At 72.5% G+C, this 21,112-nt stretch carries 18 protein-coding genes; 14 read left to right on the forward strand and 4 right to left on the reverse strand.

What is annotated here, in order from left to right; genetic code table 11:
• Nucleotides 1-6 precede the first annotated feature (6 nt).
• Genes FLX08_RS27375 through FLX08_RS27390 form a run of 4 tightly spaced genes read left to right on the forward strand, consistent with a single transcriptional unit; the run spans nt 7 to nt 3,978 of the window.
• Complete coding sequence (locus FLX08_RS27375) at nt 7-936, forward strand: permease-like cell division protein FtsX (protein ID WP_142622816.1); 930 nt, start codon at nt 7-9, stop codon at nt 934-936.
• Nucleotides 933-1,859, forward strand: a complete 927-nt coding sequence (locus FLX08_RS27380; RefSeq protein WP_142622818.1) for a permease-like cell division protein FtsX — start codon at nt 933-935, stop codon at nt 1,857-1,859. The genes FLX08_RS27375 and FLX08_RS27380 overlap by 4 nt, the downstream gene beginning before the upstream one ends.
• A gap of 53 nt (nt 1,860-1,912) precedes the next feature.
• Complete coding sequence (locus FLX08_RS27385; RefSeq protein ID WP_244312916.1) at nt 1,913-2,845, forward strand: glycosyltransferase family 2 protein; 933 nt, start codon at nt 1,913-1,915, stop codon at nt 2,843-2,845.
• Nucleotides 2,842-3,978, forward strand: a complete 1,137-nt coding sequence (locus FLX08_RS27390) for a glycosyltransferase family 4 protein (RefSeq protein ID WP_142622820.1) — start codon at nt 2,842-2,844, stop codon at nt 3,976-3,978. Before FLX08_RS27385 ends, FLX08_RS27390 begins: the two co-directional genes overlap by 4 nt.
• Here FLX08_RS27390 and FLX08_RS27395 read toward each other — a convergent pair.
• Complete coding sequence (locus FLX08_RS27395) at nt 3,942-4,895, reverse strand: lysylphosphatidylglycerol synthase domain-containing protein (RefSeq protein WP_244312917.1); 954 nt, start codon at nt 4,893-4,895, stop codon at nt 3,942-3,944. The genes FLX08_RS27390 and FLX08_RS27395 overlap by 37 nt on opposite strands.
• A gap of 161 nt (nt 4,896-5,056) precedes the next feature.
• On the opposite strand from FLX08_RS27395, the gene FLX08_RS27400 reads away from it, so the two are divergent.
• From FLX08_RS27400 to FLX08_RS27420, 5 genes are all read left to right on the forward strand, one after another.
• Nucleotides 5,057-5,911 (forward strand): class I SAM-dependent methyltransferase, encoded by an 855-nt coding sequence (locus FLX08_RS27400; RefSeq protein WP_142622822.1) that lies wholly within the window; start codon nt 5,057-5,059, stop codon nt 5,909-5,911.
• Entirely contained in the window at nt 5,908-6,834 is a 927-nt protein-coding gene (locus FLX08_RS27405) for a lysylphosphatidylglycerol synthase transmembrane domain-containing protein (RefSeq protein WP_142622824.1), read from the forward strand. The genes FLX08_RS27400 and FLX08_RS27405 overlap by 4 nt, the downstream gene beginning before the upstream one ends.
• Before the next feature lie 229 nt (nt 6,835-7,063).
• Nucleotides 7,064-8,308 carry a glycosyltransferase family 4 protein gene (locus FLX08_RS43475; protein ID WP_425280645.1) on the forward strand — a complete coding sequence of 415 codons (1,245 nt, stop codon included), beginning with the start codon at nt 7,064-7,066 and terminating at the stop codon, nt 8,306-8,308.
• A gap of 11 nt (nt 8,309-8,319) precedes the next feature.
• Nucleotides 8,320-9,408, forward strand: coding sequence for a mannose-1-phosphate guanylyltransferase (gene manB, locus FLX08_RS27415; RefSeq protein WP_142622826.1), 1,089 nt, complete (start codon nt 8,320-8,322; stop codon nt 9,406-9,408).
• Between the two features lies 1 nt (nt 9,409).
• Nucleotides 9,410-10,387: a DNA-3-methyladenine glycosylase family protein gene (locus tag FLX08_RS27420; protein WP_142622828.1), complete on the forward strand. Its 978-nt coding sequence runs from the start codon at nt 9,410-9,412 to the stop codon at nt 10,385-10,387.
• Here FLX08_RS27420 and FLX08_RS27425 read toward each other — a convergent pair.
• Nucleotides 10,372-10,719, reverse strand: a complete 348-nt coding sequence (locus FLX08_RS27425) for a hypothetical protein (RefSeq protein ID WP_142622830.1) — start codon at nt 10,717-10,719, stop codon at nt 10,372-10,374. The two genes, FLX08_RS27420 and FLX08_RS27425, sit on opposite strands and share 16 nt — an antisense overlap.
• 184 nt (nt 10,720-10,903) lie before the next feature.
• On the opposite strand from FLX08_RS27425, the gene FLX08_RS27430 reads away from it, so the two are divergent.
• The 3 genes from FLX08_RS27430 (at nt 10,904) to FLX08_RS27440 (ending at nt 16,373) form a co-directional block, all read left to right on the forward strand.
• Entirely contained in the window at nt 10,904-13,546 is a 2,643-nt protein-coding gene (locus FLX08_RS27430) for a bifunctional FO biosynthesis protein CofGH (RefSeq protein WP_142622832.1), read from the forward strand.
• 64 nt (nt 13,547-13,610) lie between these two features.
• A complete protein-coding gene (locus FLX08_RS27435; protein WP_142622835.1) occupies nt 13,611-14,423 on the forward strand; it encodes a carboxypeptidase-like regulatory domain-containing protein in 813 nt (270 codons plus the stop codon).
• A 192-nt stretch (nt 14,424-14,615) separates the two neighbouring features.
• On the forward strand, nt 14,616-16,373 hold the full coding sequence (locus FLX08_RS27440) for a substrate-binding domain-containing protein (RefSeq protein WP_142622837.1): 1,758 nt from the start codon (nt 14,616-14,618) through the stop codon (nt 16,371-16,373).
• Here the strand turns inward: FLX08_RS27440 and FLX08_RS27445 are convergent.
• Together FLX08_RS27445 and cofD are read right to left on the reverse strand one after the other, a co-directional pair.
• Nucleotides 16,366-17,664, reverse strand: coding sequence for a coenzyme F420-0:L-glutamate ligase (locus tag FLX08_RS27445; protein ID WP_142622839.1), 1,299 nt, complete (start codon nt 17,662-17,664; stop codon nt 16,366-16,368). The two genes, FLX08_RS27440 and FLX08_RS27445, sit on opposite strands and share 8 nt — an antisense overlap.
• Before the next feature lie 5 nt (nt 17,665-17,669).
• On the reverse strand, nt 17,670-18,608 hold the full coding sequence (gene cofD / locus FLX08_RS27450; protein ID WP_142622841.1) for a 2-phospho-L-lactate transferase: 939 nt from the start codon (nt 18,606-18,608) through the stop codon (nt 17,670-17,672).
• 171 nt (nt 18,609-18,779) lie between these two features.
• On the opposite strand from cofD, the gene FLX08_RS27455 reads away from it, so the two are divergent.
• Together FLX08_RS27455 and FLX08_RS27460 are read left to right on the forward strand one after the other, a co-directional pair.
• The gene (locus FLX08_RS27455; RefSeq protein WP_142622843.1) at nt 18,780-20,651 is read left to right on the forward strand and encodes a hypothetical protein; all 1,872 of its coding nucleotides are present in this window, start codon (nt 18,780-18,782) and stop codon (nt 20,649-20,651) included.
• A 193-nt stretch (nt 20,652-20,844) separates the two neighbouring features.
• On the forward strand, nt 20,845-21,108 hold the full coding sequence (locus FLX08_RS27460) for a WhiB family transcriptional regulator (RefSeq protein ID WP_030509369.1): 264 nt from the start codon (nt 20,845-20,847) through the stop codon (nt 21,106-21,108).
• Nucleotides 21,109-21,112 lie beyond the last annotated feature (4 nt).

The raw sequence follows: 21,112 nt of genomic DNA on the forward strand, positions 1-21,112 counted from the left end.
CGGCGTGTGGATTCTCCTGAGATGGAGGAATTGTCCTTCGGTGACGAGCGGCAGGAGCCGGAACCCAGGACGGGTCGTTTCCGAAGGCCGCTGGTCGTCGCCGGTCTGGCGGTCGTGCTCCTCGGCGGGATGGCGGCACTCGGCATCGGCGGGTGGCGGTTTTACGGGCAGTCGCGCTGGCCGCTGTCCCCGCCCGAGGAGGCACCGCCGCCGTCGGGGTTCTTCTCGATCTACATGTGTCTGCTTCCGACGCCTGAACTTCCGACCTGTCATGACGGCGCGGCGACCGAAGAGGACAAACGCCAGGTCGAGGCCGCGCTCAAAGCGTCGCCGGAGGTCCGGATCTTCCGTTTCCGGACCCGGGAGCAGGGGTGGGAGGACTTCCAGGAATGGGTCACGCCCGGGGATGGCTCCGGGAGCGCGAGCGTCTACGAGCCCGCCGACGTGCCGGAGGCCTACCACGGCGCGCTCGGCCCGGGGGATTGGCAGGGGGTCAAGCGCAGGTGGGAGGGCCTGCCCGGTGTCTCGGACGTCATCGTTTTCGGGGACACCGCATGGCGCGGGAGGGCCGACATCGTGATCGAGTTCTGTCCGGACAGAGGCGACGACGCCTACGAGCCATGCGAGAGGACTCCGAGGGCTTCGGAACAGGAGAAGGCGGCCGTGCTCGGCAGGATCGAGGACCTCGACGGGGTGGAGGCCGTCTACTTCGAGGATCTCGCCCACGCGCTGCAGGACAGGCGGCGCATGCTGTGGGAGGCGACAGAGGTCGACCCGCTCGTCGTGCCCGAGGGCTTCTGGCTCAAGCTCGACAGGCCGGGCAGGTCGAGCGAGATGAGAGAGATCTTCGGACGGATGCCGGGCGTCGCCGCCGTACTCGAGGTGTCCGCGCCGCCGCAGTGGCGGTTCGCGGTGACTCCCGGAGCCGGAGGATGACGGCGATCTCCGAGGAACGGGTGCCGTGGAGAAGGCCGCTCGCGGTCGTGACGGCGGTACTCATGGTGGCGTCCTGCGGCACCGCCGGGCCGTCAGGGCGGCCTCGGCCCGTCGCGTCGCCGTCCCCGTCCGGATCCGCACCGCCGTGGCCGCCGCCGGACGATCCGTGGCCGCGCACGAGCGCGCTCACGCCCTTGCCGCCCCCGGACGGTCCGTGGCCGGAGAGGGGACAACTGGCCGTGTACTTCTGCGCGCGCACCACCTTCTTCGACGCCTGTAACGACCGGGGAGCGGCCACGCGGGGAGAGATACGGAAGGTGCGGGCGCTGCTCGGGGCCGCGCCGGAGGTGGAGAAGGTCCGCTTCGTGTCGCAGGCGGAGGAGTTCCGGCGAACGCGAGAGGCGCTGCGGGACAAACCCGATCTGCTGGAAGGCGCGGACCCCGCGGACGAGTCCGCGTCCTACATCGCGCGGGTGGGGCCGGGGGACTGGCCCGCGCTGATCCGCCGCCTCTCGAGGGCGGCGGGGGTGTCCACCGCGTTCGTGATCCGCGACGACTACTGGCCGGGCAGGGCTGACGTCATGGTCCAGCTGTGTCCCCGGGCCGACCTCGGCGAAGGTCGGCGAGGGCCCTGCGAGGGGCGAGGGTTGGCCACTCCCGCGGAGAAGAACGCCATTCTGGACCGCATCGGCGATCTCCCCGGGCTGGAGAAGGTCTATTTCCAGGCCCGCTCCCACCAGGCCCCGATGTGGCGTCGCCGGATAGTGCCGGAGGAAGACTTCGGCGGCTACCTTCCCGAGGTCTTCTACGTGAAGTTCAGGACCCCGCCGGCGCTGCGCGAGGTCAAGCGGGCGTTGCGGGGCGTGGCCGGGGTGTTCCTCGTGGGCGCTGTCGACGCGACCACGAAGGACAAGCGGCTGTGACGACGTCGGGAAGTGAGACCGCGATTCGCCGGGGCAGAGTACCCTAACCGGACGTGACCTCGCCTGAGACCTCTGGAAGCGCCTTGACTCCCGCAGAAACCCCGTACGTCACGATTGTCCTGCCCTGTTACAACGAGCAGGACCACGTCATCGACGAGGTCGAGCGCATCTGCGCGGCCATGGACGCCAGCGGGTACACCTACGAGCTGCTGGCCGTGGACGACTGCTCCACCGACGAGACGCTCGCGCGCCTGCAGGCGGCCGCGCCGCGCTTCCCGCACATGCGGATCAGGGCGTTCCACCGCAACGGCGGCTCGGGCACCGTACGCAGGATCGGCAGCCAGGAGGCCCGCGGCGAGATCGTCGTGTGGACCGACGCCGACATGAGCTACCCGAACGAGCGCATCCCCGAGCTGGTCCAGATCCTGGAGAAGGACCCGACGATCGACCAGGTCGTGGGCGCGCGCACCACGGAGGAGGGCTCGCACAAGGTCCTGCGGGTGCCGGCGAAGTGGTTCATCCGCAAGGTGGCCGAGCGGCTGGCCGGGCAGAAGATCCCCGACCTCAACTCGGGCCTGCGGGCCTTCCGCAAGTCGGTCGCCAAGCCCTACCTGCGGCTGCTGCCCCCCGGCTTCTCCTGCGTCACGACGATCACGCTGGCGTTCATGTCGAACCAGCACGACGTCTACTACCTGCCCATCGAGTATTCGAAGCGGGCCGGGAAGTCGAAGTTCAACTTCGTCTCCGACGCCTACCGCTACATCCTTCAGGTGCTGCGGATGGTCATGTACTTCAACCCGCTCAAGGTGCTCATGCCGCCCGCGCTCTGGCTGGTCGGCATCGGGTTCGTCAAGGGCCTGTACGACGTGATCCGCTATGGCTTCTACCTCACCAGCAACGCCATCGTGATCTTCATCTCCGGCATGCTGATCGGGGCGGTGGCCCTGCTGGCCGACCTCATCGTCCGATCCCGGGGTGATGTGTGAGGATCGCGATCGTCGGCCCGACATATCCATACAAGGGCGGCGGGGCGCAGCACACAACGGAGCTGGCCCACCGGCTGCGGGCGCGGGGCCACGACGTGGTCATCGAGTCGTGGCGGGCGCAGTATCCCTCGTTCCTGTACCCGGGGCAGCAGACGATCGACAGCCCCGAGGGCGAGCCCTACCCGGACACCCGCCGCGATCTCGACTGGCGGCGGCCGGACGGCTGGGTGGCCTGCGGGCGGCGGCTGCGCGGGGCCGACCTCGTGGTGTTCGCCGTGCTCAGCCCGGTGCAGGTGCCCGCCTATCGCGGCATCCTGTACGGCCTGCGCCGCCGGGCCCGTGTCGTCGCGTCGTGCCGCGAGGCGCGCGTGGTGGCGTCGTGCCGCGAGGCGCGCGTGGTGGCGCTGTGCCACAACGTGCTGCCGCATGAGAGCAAGCCGTACGACAGGCCGCTGATGACGGCGCTGCTGCGCCGGGTGGACGGCGTGCTCGCGCATTCGGAGCAGCAGGCGGACCTCGCCCGCGCGCTCACCGGTGCGCCGGTGCGGGTGGCCGCCCTCGCACCGCACCTGCCCACGCGCGGCGCGCGGGAGGCCGCGGGCCGACAACCCACGGGCAGGCTGCTGTTCTTCGGCATCGTGCGGCCCTACAAGGGGCTCGACCTGCTGCTCGAGGCGCTCGCGCAGGTGCCCGGCGTACGGCTGACGGTCGCGGGCGAGTTCTGGGGCGGCCTGGAGGACACCAGGGCCCTGATCGCCCGGCTCGGCCTGGCCGACCGGGTGGAGATCCGGCCGGGATACGTGGCGGCCGAGGACGTCCCCGGGCTGTTCGCCGAGGCCGACGCTCTGGTGCTGCCCTACCGGTCGGCGACCGCGAGCCAGAACGTGTGGCTCGGTCACGAGCACGGCGTGCCGGTGATCGCCACCCGGGTCGGGGCGCTGCCCGACAACGTGCGCGACGACGTGGACGGCCTCCTGGTGGAGCCGGGCTCGGCCGGCCCGCTGGCGGAGGCGATCAAGCGGTTCTACGAGCCGGGCACGCCGGAGCGGCTGCGGGCGGGCGTGGCGCCGGTCGATCCCGAGCCGCACTGGGCCGTCTACCTCGACACGTTGCTCGACGCGTCGGCGAGCTGAGCGGCCGGGACGGCGTGGCCGCGGGCGAGCAGGTAGCCGAGCCCGGCCCAGACGGCGTCGCCGACGGTGAACATCACGCGGGACACCACGGCGACGGCCAGCGCCCGCGGCGTGCCGAGCACCGGCGCCAGCGCCACGACCATCGCGCCCTCCCGCACGCCGATCCCGGCGGGGACCACGACCGTGAGGATGCCCGTGGCCCAGGCCAGCGCGTACGCCCCGGCCGCGACGGCATAGAGGGACAGGCCCGCGGGCCGCATCCCGCCGACGAGGACCCACAGGTGCACGCCGTACACGAGCCAGCCGGCCATCGTCCAGGCGGCGGCCCTGGCCATCTCCGCGCCGCTGAGCACCCGGTCGAGCGGCTCCCTGCGGGCGACGCGCAGGGCGAGGTTGAGCCCCCATGTCATCACCCGGGGGTGGAGGCCGACGAGGATGAGCGGGACCAGCGCGAGCAGCCACCACGCCTGCCTGGCGATCTGTCCCGACAGCGTGGCCGCGGCGAGGGCGAGCGCGCAGCCCAGGGAGGTCACCAGGCCGAGGGCGGTGGCGCTGAACGTCCGCCGCGGGGGTGCGCCGTGGTCGCGGGCCAGCTCGATCATCGCCGCGAACGCCCAGACCGAGCCGGGGATGTACTTGCCGAGCTGGCCGACGAACAGCACCCGCGCGGCCACGCGCAGCGGCAGGGGCGAGCCGAGCCCGGCGAGGATGTCGCGCCAGGCGACCAGCATGAACCCCAGCCCGGCGAGCACGGCCAGGAACGAGCCGCCGAGCGACCACCACGACAGCCGCGACAGGGCGGCCGAGGTCTCCGTCCAGTTGCGGGCCAGGCCGTACGCCAGGAAGGCGAGCGCGACCAGGGCCAGCAGCGCCCGCAGCAGCGGGCTGGAGCGCAGGCGGTTCAGCAGGCGCGGCACGCGCCCCAGGGTAAAGCCTGAAGCTACTGATCGGTAGGTCCGCCGCGCCGGGTTGTCCACAGGGCCGGCCGATCGGGAGACGGGGGCGGCGCGGGCACGGGTACTGTTGGGCAGCGTGAAGACGAGGGTGAGCGGAGGACGAGAGTGAGCGGGGGGCGAGGATGAGCGCGGAACGCGCGGCCCAGCTCGAATACTCCGAGTTCCAGGCCGCGATGCTCGACGAGGACAAGCGCAGGCGCAAGGCAGCGAAGATCATCGCCGTGCTCGCGCACTTCCTGGGCACAGACGCGGCCAAGCCCGGCGAGGCGCTGTCGGGGCTGACCGTCGGCGACGTCGGGTGCTCGGCCGGGTTCATCGCCGACGAGCTCGCCGCCGCGGGCGCGCGCCGCACGCTCGGGCTCGACATCGACGTGCCCGGCCTGCGCAAGGCGTCCGACCGCTTCGGCGGGCGGGTCGGGTTCGTCTGCGCGGACGGCTCCCGCCTGCCGTTCCCGGACGGCTCGATCGACGTGCTGGTCTTCAACCACATCTACGAGCACGTGGTGGACCCCGACGCCGTGATCGCCGACATGCACCGGGTGCTGTCCGACGACGGCGTGCTCTACCTCGGCCTGGGCAACCGGCTCGGGATCATGGAGCCGCACTACAAGCTGCCCTTCCTGTCCTACCTGCCGCCCGCCGCGGCCGACCGCTACGTGCGGGCGTTCGGCCGGGCCGACCACTACTACGAGCGCTTCCGCACCCGCCCGGGGCTGCGGCGGATGCTGGCGGACTTCCACGTGTGGGACTACACGTTCCCGGTGCTGGCCGCGCCCGAGCGGTTCGCCGGGGGCGAGCTGTTCCCCGGCGCGGCCGGCCGCGCCGCCAAGGCCACGCTGGAGCGGACCCCGCGCCCGGCCCTGCGGGCCCTGCTGCCGGTCGTCCCCACCTATCTGTGGGTCGCGACCAAGACGCCCCGCCGTCCCCTCGGCGCGCCGCTCCCGCAGTCGCCCGAGCCGGTCCGCACGTCCCGATGACCCGGCGCAAGGCCGTACGCGCGCTGTTCCTGCTCGTGGCGCTGGGGTTCGGCGTCTGGGCCGTGGCGAGCCAGTGGACGGCCGTGGCGGACGGGTTCGCCCGCCTGTCGTGGGTGGAGCTGGCCGGCTCGCTGGTGGCGGTGCTCGGCGCGCTGCTGTCGGGGATGCTCATGTGGCGGGCGCTGCTGACCGACCTGGGCTCCCCGCTGGCGTTCACCGACGCGTCCAAGATCTTTTTTGTGGGCCAGCTCGGCAAGTACATTCCCGGGTCGGTGTGGCCGATGCTCGCGCAGATGGAGATGGGCCGCGACCACGGCATCCCCCGGCCGCGCAGCGCCGCGGCCTTCTTCCTGACCTACCCGATCTATCTCGGCACCGGGCTGCTGGTCGCCGTCGTCACGCTGCCGGTGCTCGCCGGGCAGTCGGTGATGAGATACGCCTGGCTGCTGCTGCTCGTGCCCGTGGTCGCCGCCGCCCTGCATCCGAAGGTGGTCAACGGCGTCATCGCGTTCGGGCTGCGCATGCTGCGCCGCCCGCCGCTCGAACGGCCGCTCACCCGGCGCGGCGTGCTCGTCGCGTGCGGCTGGGCCCTGCTGGGCTGGGCGGCCTACGGCGTGCACCTGGCGCTCATCGTGCACGGCCTCGGGGCGGGCGGGCCCTCGGCCGTGATCCTGAGCTTCGGCGCGTTCGCGCTCGCCTGGTGCCTGGGGTTCGTGTTCGTGATCGCCCCGGCGGGTGCCGGTGTGCGGGAGGTCGCGATGGTGGCCGCGCTCGCCCCGGTGCTCGACCGGCCCGCCGCCATCGCCGCCGCGCTGTGCTCCCGGCTCATCGTGTCCGTCGGCGACCTCGTGTGCGCCGGCGTCGCCGGTCTGGCCTCCCGGCGTGTGATCCGTACGCGGGAGGAAACCGTAACCCGGGCCTGAATCCGTGGAATCGGCGCGGGTCGGCCACCTACGGACATGATCCTCACGTGATATCCCTCACGTTTCGGGGGACGCCGGAAATAGAGTGACAGGGAGGGATGCGGGGGAAGGCGTCAGTTCGTGGCGTGGGCCCCCGGCCCTGCCCGAACACCGCCGGAACCAGCGGGACCGCGCGGGCAGGGAGCGATCCTCCCGGCCCGGTGCGGGCCCAGTGAGGGGAGCGATTCATTTGACACCCCGGGTGCTCGTCGACGCCGCCGCGGTCCCCGCCGATCGCGGCGCCCTGATCAGGTATGTCGATGGACTGGTCGCGGCCCTGCACGAGGCGGGCGCGGACCTCGCCGTGGTCTGCCAGCGTGCGGACGCCGAGCGGTACGCCGCCCTCGCCCCCTCGGCGCGGATCCTGTCCGGACCGCCCGCGATCACGAACCGGAACAAGCGGCTGGCCTGGGAGCAGACCGGGCTGCCGGTCCTCGCCCGGCACGCCGGCGCCCAGGTGATCCACGCTCCCTACTATTCGATTCCGCTGGGCTCGGGCCTGCCGACCGTGGCCACCGTGCACGACGTCACCTCGTTCACCGACCCCGACCAGCACGACCCCGTCAGGGCCTCGTTCTTCCGGTCGGCCACCCGCACCGCCGTACGCCACGCCAACCGGGTGATCGTGCCCTCGAAGGCCACCATGGACGAGCTGGTGCGGGTGCTGGCCGCCGACCCCACCCGGATCGACGTCGCCTATCACGGAGTGGACCCCGCGTTGTTCCACCCGCCGGCGCCCGAGGACGTGCGCCGGGTGGCCGGGCGGATCGGCCTGCACGGCCGGCCGTACGTCGCCTATCTGGGCGCGCTGGAGCCGCGCAAGAACGTGCCCAACCTGGTGACCGGGTTCGGCCGGGCGGTCGCCCACCTGTCCGCGCCGCCCGCGCTCGTGCTGGCCGGCGGCCCCGCCTGGGACGAGGAGGTCGACGCCGCCGTGGCCGCGCTGCCGCCCCGGGTGAAGGTCGTGCGTCCCGGCTTCCTGCCCTTCGCCGACCTGCCGGGTTTCCTCGGCGGGGCGCTCGTGGTCGCCTCCCCGTCGCGGTGCGAGGGGTTCGGGCTGCCCGTGCTGGAGGCGATGGCGTGCGGCCCCCGTGCTGACCACCCACCGCGCCTCGCTGCCCGAGGTGGGCGGCGACGCCGTGGCCTACACCGAACCCGACGCCGACAGCATCGCGCGGGCGCTGCGTGCCCTGCTGGAGTCGCCGGAGCGGCGCGCGTCGCTGGCGCGGGCGGGCGTCACCCGCTCGCGCGAGTTCACCTGGCGGCACTCGGCGGAGGCCCATCTGCTCGCCTACCAACGGGCGGTCGAGGGATAGAGATCATGAAAGTTTCGCGCGGGGGCCGGAGGTCGCGCCACTGTCATGAAACGTCCGCGCAACGGTCGGCGTCGGCGTGCCATGCGGAGGGCCCGGCTAGGCTACCCTCGCGGCTGTGAGGGAGAGTTCTGTGCGGTCGCCTGACGGTCTCGAGGCGATCCTTCTCGTGGGCGGCCAGGGCACGCGTCTGCGGCCGTTGACGCTCAGCACGCCCAAGCCGCTGCTTCCGACGGCGGGGGTGCCCTTCCTCGCGCACCAACTGGCGAAGGCGCGGGCCTACGGGGTGCGCCGCGTGGTCTTCGCGACGTCCTACCGGGCGTCGATGTTCGGGGAGGCGTTCGGCGACGGGTCGGGCTTCGGCCTGGAGATCGTCTACATGACCGAGGAGACCCCGCTCGGCACCGGCGGCGCGATCCGCAACGCCGCGCGGGCGCTGACCTGCCCGCCCGAGGCGCCGGTGCTCGTGCTGAACGGCGACATCCTGTCGGGCCACGACATCGCGGAGCAGGTGGACCTGCACGTCTCACGGGGGGCCGCGGTGACCCTCCACCTCACGGAGGTGGACGACCCGTCGAGGTTCGGCTGCGTGCCGACCGACGACGACGGCCGGGTCAGCGCCTTCCTGGAGAAGACCCCCAACCCCGTGACGAACCGGATCAACGCCGGCTGCTACGTCTTCCAGCGCTCGGTCATCGACGCGATCCCCGAGGGCCAGGTGGTGTCGGTCGAGCGGGAGACCTTCCCCGGCCTGATCGCGGCCGGCGAGCTGGTGCTGGGCTACGCCGACACGTCCTACTGGCTCGACGTGGGCACCCCGGCGGCGTTCGTGCAGGGCTCGGCCGACCTGGTGCTGGGCAAGCTCGGCTCGCCCGCGCTGCCGGGCCCGGTGGGCGAGTGCCTCCTGCTGGACGGGGCCGTCGTGTCGCCCGAGGCCAAGGTCACCGGCGGCACGGTCGTCGGCGCGCGCGCCACGGTCGAGGCCGGTGCGAGCGTGCGCGGCAGCGTGCTGTCCGAGGACTGCCACGTCGCGTCCGGCGCGACCGTCGTGAACTCGGTCGTCGGCGTCGGCGCCCGCGTCGCCTCCGGCGCCGTGCTGCGCGAGGTCGTCGTCGGCGACGGCGCGCTCATCGGTACCGGCAACGAGCTCACCTCCGGCATGCGCGTCTGGCCCGGCGTGAACCTGCCCGAGTGCGCCGTCCGCTTCTCCAGCGACGTGTGACATGATCCCCGCGGCCTCGACCGGACGGCGAAGCGAGCGGCGCTGGCGGCCGTCCGCGCAGCTCGACCTCGCGCTGACGTTGTCGCCGCACCGGCGCGGGGGAGGCGACCCGGCCTGGCGGCGTACGCCTGACGGGGCGATCTGGCGCACCTCGCGCACCCCGGAGGGGCCCGGCACCCTGCGCGTGACGGCGGGCCACGGCGAGGTCCACGCGCAGGCGTGGGGGCCGGGGGCCGGCTGGCTGCTGGAGACGCTCCCGTCGCTGCTCGGCGCCGACGACGACATCGCGGGCTTCGCCGCCATGCTCGCGCGGCTCACCCGCTCGGACGACCCCCGGCAGGCCCGCGCCGCCGCGTTCGTCGCGGGCCTGGCTGGGCGTGCCGCCGGGCTGCGGATCGGGCGCTCCCTGCGGGTCTTCGAGGCGCTCGCGCCCGCCGTGCTCGAACAGAAGGTGGTCGGCAGGGAGGCGTGGCGGGCCTGGCGGTTCCTGCTGCGCCGTTATGGCGAGCCGGCCCCGGGCCCGGCCCCCGAGGGCATGTACGTCGTCCCGCCGCCGGAGGTGTGGCGGGCGGTCCCGTCGTGGGACTGGCATCGGGCGGGCGCGGAGGCCGTACGGGCCAGGACGATCGTCAACGCGGCCCGGCACGCCGAGAAGTTGGAAGGCACCACCACCGCTGCGTCATCGGAGGAGGCGGACCGCCTGCTGCGGGCGCTGCCGGGCATCGGCGTGTGGACGTCCGCCGAGGTGCGCCAGCGGGCCCACGGCGACCCGGACGCCCCGAGCGTGGGCGACTTCCACCTGCCGGCGATCGTCGGCTATGCGCTGACCGGGCAGAAGACCGACGACGACGGCATGCTCGGCCTGTTGGAGCCGTTCCGGGGACACCGCCATCGCGTGGTGAGGCTGATCGAGCTCAGCGGTGTCAGGCCGCCGGCCCGCGGCCCGCGCATGGCCGCGCGGGACTACCGGGCCTTCTGACGACGTGCGTTCAGGTTCTGGTTGATCCCGCAGTCGTCGATCCCGTCCACGCACCTGCCGCTGAGGGTGTCGGTGAAGACGCTGACGCTCGTCACCTGCTGGAGGCCGGTGAACGCGAGGCTGTTGTTGCCGGCGGGGGCGTTCACGTTGCGCCTGCCCCTGGAGATCTGCCGGGGGCCGCTGGCGATCGCGGGCGTGTTGGCCGTGTTGCGGCCGTCCGTGACCTGCTTGGCATGGCCCTTGCCAGATCCGTCGCCGTGCCCCGCCGCGAACGCCGCACCAGCGAGCGGCGTACTAGAGAGCGGCGCCGACAGCGCGACGACGAACGCCATAATCAGACAAAACGCACCATCCACCCTGATAACGGCCATCAATTCCCCGCCCGTTCATCGATCTCGCTCCAGCGCTCATACCCTCCGGCCGCAAACTCCCCGGCCCGCCCGCGCCATGACTTCTCCCGTACGTGCGGGCGGGGCTGAGTGCGCCGGACGGACCCACGCCTCATAGGGTGCGCGTATGACGGCGAAGCGACTCCCGAACGTCAGCTCCGACAGTGGCACCCGCCGGGCACTCGCGCGGGCCAGGGACGGCAAGACTCTCGACCTGGCCGAGGCGGCGATCCTGCTGCGCGCCCGCGGCGACGACCTGGACGCCCTGCTCGCGCACGCCTCGCGGGTCAGGGACGCGGGGCTGGAGGCCGCCGGCCGGCCCGGCGTCATCACCTACAGCCGCAAGGTGTTCATCCCGCTGACCCGGCTGTGCCGGGACAGGTGCGGCTACTGCACGTTCGCCACCGCGCCCCACAAGCTGCCCGCCGCCTTCCTGTCCCCGGACGAGGTGCTGGACATCGCCCGCCAGGGCGCGGCGATGGGCTGCAAGGAGGCGCTGTTCACGCTCGGCGACCGGCCGGAGGACCGCTGGCACCAGGCGCGCGAGTGGCTCGACGCCCACGGATACGACGACACGCTGTCGTACGTCCGGGCGATGGCGATCCGGGTGCTGGAGGAGACGGGGCTGCTGCCCCACCTCAACCCCGGCGTGCTGACCTGGAAGGACCTGCAGCGGCTCAAGCCGGTCGCGCCGTCGATGGGCATGATGCTGGAGACCACCTCGCGGCGGCTGTTCACCGAGAAGGGCGAGGCCCATTATGGCTCTCCCGACAAGGACCCCGACGTGCGGCTGCGCGTGCTTGAGGACGCGGGACGCTCCAACGTGCCGTTCACGACGGGCCTGCTGATCGGCATCGGCGAGACGATCGAGGAGCGGGCCGAGTCGATCTTCGCGATCCGCCGCGTCGCCCGGGAGTACGGCGGCGTCCAGGAGGTCATCGTCCAGAACTTCCGCGCCAAGCCCGACACGGCCATGCGTGGCATGCCCGACGCCGACCTGCACGAGCTGGCCGCGACGATCGCGGTGACGCGGCTGGTGCTCGGCCCGAAGGTGCGCGTGCAGGCGCCGCCCAACCTGATCGGCGAGGAGTACGCGCTGATGCTGCGGGCGGGCATCGACGACTGGGGCGGGGTGTCGCCGCTCACGCCCGACCACGTCAACCCCGAACGCCCCTGGCCGCAGATCGACGACCTGGCGGCGCGCACCGCCGGCGCCGGGTTCGCGCTGCGCGAGCGCCTCACGATCTATCCCGAGTATGTGCTCGCGGGGGAGCCGTGGCTCGACCCCCGCCTCACCGAGCACGTGGCGGCGCTGGCCGACCCCGCCACCGGGCTCGCCCGGGAGGACGCCGTGCTCCGGGGCCGTCCCTGGCAGGAGCCCGACGGCGGCCTCGGTGGGCTCGTCACCGGCGGGCGGGCCGACCTGCACACCGCCGTCGACGCCGAGGGCCGCACGGGTGACCGCCGTGCCGACTTCGACAGCGTGTACGGCGACTGGGACGCACTGCGCGAGCGCCTGCCCAGTGGCGGACGAGACGGGGCTGTGCGGGCGGACGTGCGGGAGGCCCTGCGCCAGGCCGAGGCCGACCCGCCACGGCTGACCGACGAGCAGGCGCTGACGCTGCTCGACCTGGCCGGGGACCAGTCGGGGGCGGGCGCCGACGACGCCGGTCTCGACGAGCTGTGCCGGATCGCCGACGGGCTGCGCCGCGAGGCGGTGGGCGACGACGTCACCTACGTCGTCAACCGCAACATCAACTTCACCAACGTCTGCTACACCGGCTGCCGGTTCTGCGCGTTCGCCCAGCGGCGCACCGACGCCGACGCCTACACCCTGTCGCTGAGCGAGGTCGCCGACCGGGCCCAGGAGGCGTGGGAGGCCGGGGCGACCGAGGTGTGCATGCAGGGCGGCATCCACCCCGACCTGCCCGGCACGGCCTACTTCGACATCGCCCGCGCCGTGAAGGAACGCTGCCCCGAGATCCACGTGCACGCGTTCTCGCCGATGGAGGTCGTCAACGGCGCGAGCCGTACGAACCTGTCGGTCGAGGAGTGGCTGCACGCGGCCCGGGAGACGGGGGTCGACTCGCTGCCCGGCACGGCCGCCGAGATCCTCGACGACGACGTGCGGTGGGTGCTGACCAAGGGCAAGCTGCCCACCCGGGAGTGGATCGAGGTCATCACCACCGCCCACCGGGTCGGCATCCCGACGACCTCGACCATGATGTACGGCCACGTGGACACCCACGAGCACTGGGTGCGCCACATCCGGCTGATCCGGACGATCCAGGAGGAGACTGGCGGGTTCAGCGAGTTCGTGCTGCTGCCGTTCGTGCACCACAGCGCCCCGATCTACCTGGCGGGGATCGCCCGGCCGGGGCCGACCGCGCGGGAGAACCGGGCCGTCCACGCGCTGGCGCGGATCATGCTGCACGGCGCGATCCGCAACATCCAGTGCTCCTGGGTGAAGCTGCGCGACGACCTGTGCCGTGACGTGCTCGCCGGAGGCGTGAACGACCTCGGCGGCACGCTCATGGAGGAGACGATCAGCCGGATGGCCGGCTCGGAGAACGGCTCCTACAAGACGATCAGCGAGATCGCGGCCATGGTCGCGCCGACCGGCCGCCCGCTGCGCCAGCGCACCACGGCGTACGGCAGGCCGAGCGAGGAGCGGGCCGATGCGGCCCGGCGCAGCGACGGGGTGTGCCAGTCGGTCCGCGGGCCGCGGTTCCTGGAACCGCCGCAGGTGCGGCGGCAGCCGATCGGGTAGCCCGGAGGCCGCCGCGTACGTCCTCCAAGCCGATTGCAAGATCGCGCTCTTAACATTGGCCGGCATGAAGAGACGGCTGGTGCTCGGCGTCCTGCTGATGACGGTCCTCGGCGGATGCGGGCTTCTGCAAGAGGGCGTGATGAGTGACTCGGTGAGCGACGGGCGGGTCGAGGATCCCCGGGAGACCGGCCCCGGGGACATCGACCCCGGGGAGGTCGAACGCGGCGTGCTGAAGGGACGGGTGGTCGACGAGCGGGGCCGCCCGATCGAGGGGGCCGAGGTCGTCGCCGACAACCAACTGCTCTACGACAGCAACGAGGTCGTGCGGACCGGCGGCGACGGCCGCTACCGCGTCGCCACGAACATCGGGGCGACCTTCCACGCGTCGGCGACGATCACCAGGCGCTACAACGGCCGGGAGTACTCGCTGAGCCTGGCGCCCGACGACGACGCGCCGTTCGCCGGGCCGAGCGGCGCGATCAGGAACTTCACCTGGAAGCTCGCGGGGGAGAAGCCCGGCGGCCTCGGTTTCTACGGGGGCAAGGTGCTGTTCCGTGTCGACCTGAACGACCAGCTCGACGCGGACACCTTCCTGGACGACGAGAAGGTGCGGCTCACCCTCGTCCCGGACGGTCCGCTGATCGACGGCTCCGAGGGGAGCCGGATCGTGCGGACGGCCACCCGGAACGGCGACGGCTCGGGCCTGGAGGACGTGCCCATCGGCCGCTACCGGATCACGGCCGACTACGAGGGCCGCCCGCTGGCGGTGAAGCTCCGCGGCGGCGGCGACTACGCGCAGGAGGTCGTGGCCGACTTCACTCCCGTCATGACCGGCGTCCACTGGATCGAGCTGGAGCTCGGGCTCCCCCGGGGATGAGGGCGCCCGTCCAATCGGACGCCGGCTGGTTGGACGCCGCCTGATTGGACGCCGCCTAATTGGACGCCGTGTATATAACAAGTTCTACGTTGCTCTTGCGCGGGGCGCGGGGGTGCTGGGCAGAATCGTGACACTCGGCAGCGCGCCACAAGACCCTTGCGAGAGCCACGAGAACTGGGGGAGGACCCGCACGTGCCCTCCGGTCGTCACCGCGCCGCCTTCGCCGTCGAGCGGCGCCGCAGGCAGGCCAGATGGAAGGGCTGGGTCGCGGCCCTGACGGCCGTCGCGATCGTCGTGGCGGGGATCGTCCTGTTCCTCACGCGCTCGACGGGAACGTGTTCCGCCCGCGACCCGATCCTGGTGAGCGTCGCGGCCGCCGTGGACGTCGCGCCGCCGGTCATGGACGCGGCCGAGCGGTTCAACGCCTCCGGCGCGGGGGTGGACGGGCGGTGCGTCCAGGTCCAGGTGGCCGAGCAGCCCCCGGCGCCGGTGCTGCGCACGCTGATCGGCGACCGGGCCGGTGTGCTGCCCGACCGTCCGGACGGATGGATCGCCGACTCCTCCGTCTGGGTGCGGCTGGCCCGCGCGCAGGGCGGGCAGGACATCGCCGCCGACGAGACCGTCGTCGCGACCTCCCCGCTGGTCTTCGCCACCCGGCGCTCGCTCGCCGAACGCTTCGCCGCCGGGGGCACGGCGATGAGCTGGGACATGGTCTTCCCCGCCACGGTGCGGGGACGGCTCCAGCCCACCGAGCACGAGCCCGACATCGTGCGCATCCCCGACCCGTCGGTGTCGGGGGCGGGGATCGCGACCGTCGCGGCGGCCCGCGACATCGTCGGCGCCGGCGAGAAGGCCGACCGCGACCTCACGGCGTTCGTGCGGATGGCGCAGTCGGGATCGGCCCCCGACTACCGCAGCATGCTCGGGGCGGTGGACGCCCCCGGCTTCTGGTCGCGTCCCGTGGTGATCGTCCCGGAGCAGTCGGTGTGGGCGCACAACAGCGAGAGCGGCGCCGAGCCCGTGGTCGCCCTCCAGCCCAAGGAGGGCACGATCAACCTCGACTATCCGTACGTCGTCACGGCCGCCGACCCCGGCCGGGCGGCGGCCTCGCGGCTGTTCGCGGCGTGGCTGCGGTCGGCGGCGACGCAGGAGGCCGTACGGAAGGCCGGGTTCCGGGGCGCCGGCGGGCAGCCGCCGTTCGACAGTGGCGTCGGCATCTCGACCGAAGTGCCGCGCCCGCGGCCGTCGATCACTGCCCAGGTGATCGACGAGGCGCTGGAGGCGTGGAGCAGGCTCGCCCCGCCGAGCCGGCTCCTCGTGCTCGCCGACGTGTCGAAGGAGAACGCCGAACCGATCAGGGGGCACGGCGGGAAGACGAGGCTGGACGTCGCGGTCGAGGCGGCCAAGCTCGGTCTGCAACTGTTCCCGAACGAGACCCACATGGGCCTGTGGGAGTTCGCCCGCGACCTGGAGGGCGGCGCGGACCACCGCGAACTCGTCGGCCTCGGCCCGATCGGCAAGCCCGACGACGGCCAGGAGGAGATCCGTAAAACCGCCCTGTTCCGGGTGGCCGACGGCATCAGGGCACGCGGCGACCGGACCGGCTCGCTGTTTGACGCGATCGACGCGGGCTTCCGGGCGGTGTCGAAGGGCTACGACCCGGAGATGAGCAACGCCCTGCTGGTGCTCACCGCGGGCGTGGACGACGGGAAGGGCGTGTCGCGGCGGGACCTCGTCGAGAAGCTCCGCAAGGAGTGGGACCCGGACAAGCCGGTGCAGATCATCGTGGTCGCGTTCGGCAAGGCGGCCGACCGGCGGGCGCTCGGCGAGATCGTCTCGGCCACCAACGGCCAGCTCTACGTGGCCCAGGAGCCGGGCCAGATCATCGACGTGTTCCTGTCGGCGCTGGCCCGGCGGCTGTGTCACCCCACCTGCTCGCCGGTCACCTGACGACGTAGAAGTCGGCCGGGTCGCGCGGCGGACGGTCCTTCGGCGGCGCGGCGGGATGGCCGATTGCCACGGCGCCCATGGGGTCCCAGTTCTGCGGCAGGTCGAGCACCTTGCGCACCACGTCACGGCAGAACATCGTGGACGACACCCACGCCGAGCCCAGCCCCTGCACGGCGAGCTGGACCAGGAAGTTCTGCACGCCGGCGCCGGTGGCCACCACGAACATCTCCCGCTCGGCGGCGTTCCTGCGGTCATCCCGGTAGGTGTGCGAGCCGTCCATCACCAGGCACGGCACCGCCAGGTAGGGCGCGTTGCGCAGCACGTCGCCGCGCCGGATCCGCCGGGCGATCGACTCCTCGGAGAAGCCGTCGGAACGCAGGTCCTCGATCCAGGCGTCCCGCATCGCGTCGAGCAGCTCCGTACGCGCCCGCGGGGTCTCCAGCAGCACGAACCGCCACGGCGTGGTGTGGTGCGGGGCGGGCGCCGCGACGGCGGCGGCCACGGCCCGCCGTACGGCCGCCGCGTCCACCTCGGCGTCGGAGAACTCGCGGATCGTGCGGCGGGCGAAGACGACGTCGGCCGAGCCGAACCGGAACATGTCCTCGTCGGCGGGGCGGACCAGCGCCCGCCCGCCCGGGCCGTCGTCGTCGGTCACCAGGTCGCCCAGCCCGCGTACGACGGCCACCGGGACGCCCGACAGCTTGCCCTTCGCCAGGTCGCCCGCCGCCGCGATCTCGTCGATCAGCGCAGTGACGGTGGCGTTGAGCGGGTTGCCGTAGCCGTCGGCGCCGCCGCGCAGGTCCTCCAGCGGCCGCACACCGGACGCGCCGATGGCGACGTCGGTCAGGCCGTGCCGCCAGGGCCGGCCGAAGGTGTCGGAGACGATCACCCCGGCCCGCACGCCGAGCCGCTCGCGCAGCCCCCGGCGGATCCGGCCCGCCGAGGCGTCGGGGTCCTCGGGGAGCAGCAGCACGGTGCCGGGGGAGGTGTTGGAGGCGTCGACCCCGGCCGCGGCCATCACGAAGCCGTGCCGCGTCTGCGCGATGACCGTGTCCCCGCGCCGCGCGACCACGCGCTCGGTCTCCTCCTCGATGGCGGCGGTACGGCTGTCGTCTTGCCTGATCCGGCCTTCGGCCTTGCTCACGATCTTGGAGGTCACGACCAGGATGTCGCCGTCCTCCAGGTCCGGCGCGGCCTGCGCCACGAGCAGGGCGATGTCGTCGCCGGGCCGCACCTCGGGCAGGCCGGGCACGCCGCTGACGGTGATCTGGGGCATGTGCTCCTCTGACATCTGCATCAGGATTTCAGTGACCGGGCCAGGGTGAGGGCCGCGGCGGCGAGGTCTCTCGTGGCCTCGGGGTCGCTCATCAGGAGCGGGCGGGCCTCCACCACCACGCCGTCGAGCGCCACGCCCTTGTCCTCCTCGGCCACGAGCCAGCCGTCGAGCAGCGCGGAGCCGTACAGCTCCAGGACGGCCTGGGCGCTCGTCTCCACGCCGATCGCCGTGAGGCAGGCGTCGGCCATGCCGCGCACCGGCGCGCCGCCGATGATGGGGGAGACGCCGACGACCGTCTTGTCCTCAAGGGCCGCCCGGATGCCCGGGATCTGGAGGATCGTGCCGATGCTGACGACCGGGTTCGACGGCGGGAGGATGACGACGTCCGCCGCCGCGATGGCGTCGAGCACGCCGGGCGCCGGCCGGGCCTCGTCCGCGCCGACGAGCACGATCTGCTCGGCCGGCACGGAGGCGCGCAGCCGCACCCACCACTCCTGGAAGTGGATGGCCCTCCTGCCCGCCTCGTCGGAGACGATCACGTGGGTCTCGGTGCGGTCGTCCGACATCGGCAGCAGCCGCACCCCGGGCTGCCACCGGTCGCACAGGGCCTCGGTCACCTGGGAGAGCGGATAACCGGCCGCCAGCATCTGGCTGCGGATGATGTGGGTGGCGAAGTCGCGGTCACCGAGGCCGAACCACTGCGGCTCCATGCCGTAGGCGGCGAGCTCCTCCTTGACGGTGAACGTTTCACCTGCCCGTCCCCAGCCCTGTTCCTCGTTGATGCCGCCGCCCAGCGTGTACATGACCGTGTCGAGGTCCGGGCACACGCGCAGGCCGAAGAGAGTGATGTCGTCGCCGGTGTTGCCGATCACGGTGATCTCGGAATCGGGGGCCGCCGCCTTGAGACCTCGGAGGAACCGGGCGCCGCCGATTCCTCCGGCGAGGGACACGATGCGCATGCCGCCAGTCTTCCATCGGCCGCCCGCGGGATCGCCGACACCCACCCCAGGAACGGGATGAACGGCGATATGTGGGGTGTGTTCGGCTTGTGAGGTTGCTGGGTCTGACGACGCTTAAGTCAGTCATGTGCAAAACTTCCCCGAGTGCCGTTTGGACCGATGGGGGTAGTCGTGCTCAAGGTCGATACCGGCCGGCTCCGGGAGCCGGCCGCGTGGACGATGCTCGCGGTGGTGATCACCAGCATCCTCGTCAGCATCGCACGCATGCTGATCGGGTCGTCGCTGAGCAGCTCGTTCGGCATCCGCGCGGCGGCGAACCTCTACTCCCTCGTGTCCCCGGTCTCGGCCGCGCTCGCGTTCGGCGCCGTGCTGCTCGTCGCGAAGACGGGCGCGCCCACCCCCCGGGCCCGCCTGGTGGCGCTCGGCGCGGCCGGGTCGCTCGCCCTCGGCATCGTCTTCGGCGTGATCGCCGTGCTGGGCGTGCTCGTGGGCGACCTGCCCACGTTCCGCGACCGGTTCGAATACCTGATCACCGGACTGCCGATGGTCGCGCTCGCCGTCTTCGGCACGCTGTACGCGCTGAGCACGGCGTCGGCGCTCCAGCCCGCGAGGGAACCGGCCGGCGACTTCTTCGGCAGGCGCGACGACGCCTACCCGCCCCAGCAGTACGTTCCGGGCCTGCCGCCACAAGGCCCGCAGGGCCCGCAGGTTCCGCAGGGCGCTTACGGTCCGCAGGACCCGCAGGGCGCCTACGGTCCGCAGGACCCGCACGCTCCTCAGCAGGGTCCCGGCCCGATGCCCGCTCAGCAGGCGCCCGTTCAGAACGTTCCCCAGACTCCGCAGCAGGGCCAGCCCCAGGGCCGGCCCGCGTACGGGCAGGGCGCGCCGGTGCCGGTCCACCCCCAGCTGCCGCCCGCCGAGCACCGGTATCCCGAGCAGCAGCAGCAGTACGCCCAAGAGCAGCAGTACGAACAGCAGTACGAGCAGCAGCAGTACCCCCAGGAACAGCAGTACGGCCAGGAATACGAGCAGCAGCCCTCCTACAATCCCGCTCCGACCGCGCCGCAGCTCGCGCAGCCTTCGCAGTCCCCGCAGTCCCCGCAGTTCGGACAGGCCCCGGCTTCCACACCGGCTCCCACACCGGCCCCCCTCCCGGCGCACTCGCAGCAGCCGCCCCGGCCGTCGCTGCAGGACGTCCAGACCGGCGCGCACTACTCCGACTACGGCGCCTACGGCGCGCAGCCCGAGGCGGCCGCGGCGCCCCAGCGGCCCGACTACTCCCCGCCGCCACAGGGCCCGGTGTTCGACCAGTACGGCTACGCGGGCCAGCAGACGGACTCCGGCTCCGGCGGCTACGGGCAGATCCCGAGCGCTCCCCCCAGCGCTTCCCCCGGCGCTTCCCCCACTGCTCCCTCCAGTGCTCCCAACGCCCCCGGCGTCTCCGGCGGTTACGGCCAGCCCTCCTCCTACAGCCCGAGCCCGGCTCCCGAGGCCAGGCCGTACGAGCAGGACCAGTCGTACGGCCAGGACCAGTCGTACGGCCAGGACCAGTCGTACGGGCAGGGCTCGCCGTTCTCCGGCTACTCGGGCCAGGCGTTCGCCCGCCCGGCCGCCGAGCACCCGGCCGGCGGCACGGCCTTCGACGCTCCCCCCGCGTACGAGGCCCCGGCCGACCCGAGGGAGCAGCAGCTCGCGCAGGCCTACCAGCAGGCGCAGAGCTACCAGCAGGGCGCCCTGCCCGACCACCCCACCGGTCCGCAGGACATGCCGGAGTACTACGACAACCCCCTCGGCCACCCCCAGTCCGAGCCCGCGCCGTTCCAGCCCCCGATGCCCGGCCCCGCCGACCAGACGCTCCGCTTCGACCCCTCCGGCTATCAGGGAGACCCGCTCAGCGACCCCCTGCGCAGGGAGGAGCCGCTCGACCCGACGGCCATCTACACCCCGGATCGGTCGCAGGCAAAGTATGAGGAAGGTTCCGCCCCCGATCAGGCAGGCCGCGGAACCGACCCCAACCTCCCTTGGTATGGTTCCGAACGCTGATAGGACCGTAGATCGGGGCGTTACGAACCGGGGCGAGCAGGTCTTTCCCCGGGTATCGTTATGCCGCTTGACGCCACACGCGCCACGCGCGTGTAATTACAGACATGTTGTTACGCCTTCCCGAGGGTGGGTATAGGGCAGGCGTTTTTATGGGGGGCTCCATGTGGGCGGGCGAGCGACAGGGAGGTGTGCAATGACCGATCTGGTCATGGCACAGGCGCTCGATGGTGATGGTGAAGATCTTGGGTGGCAGGAGCGTGCTTTGTGCGCGCAGACCGATCCTGAGGCGTTCTTTCCTGAAAAGGGCGGTTCCACCAGGGAAGCAAAGAAGGTGTGCCGTTCGTGTGAGGTGCGCGCCGAATGCCTTGAATACGCGCTTCAGCATGATGAGCGTTTCGGCATCTGGGGCGGCCTGTCCGAGCGGGAAAGGCGCAAGATCAAGCGCCAGGCTGTCTAGAGAG

The sequence above is a fragment of the Microbispora hainanensis genome, assembly GCF_006874475.1.
GTDB classification, from domain to species: domain Bacteria; phylum Actinomycetota; class Actinomycetes; order Streptosporangiales; family Streptosporangiaceae; genus Microbispora; species Microbispora hainanensis.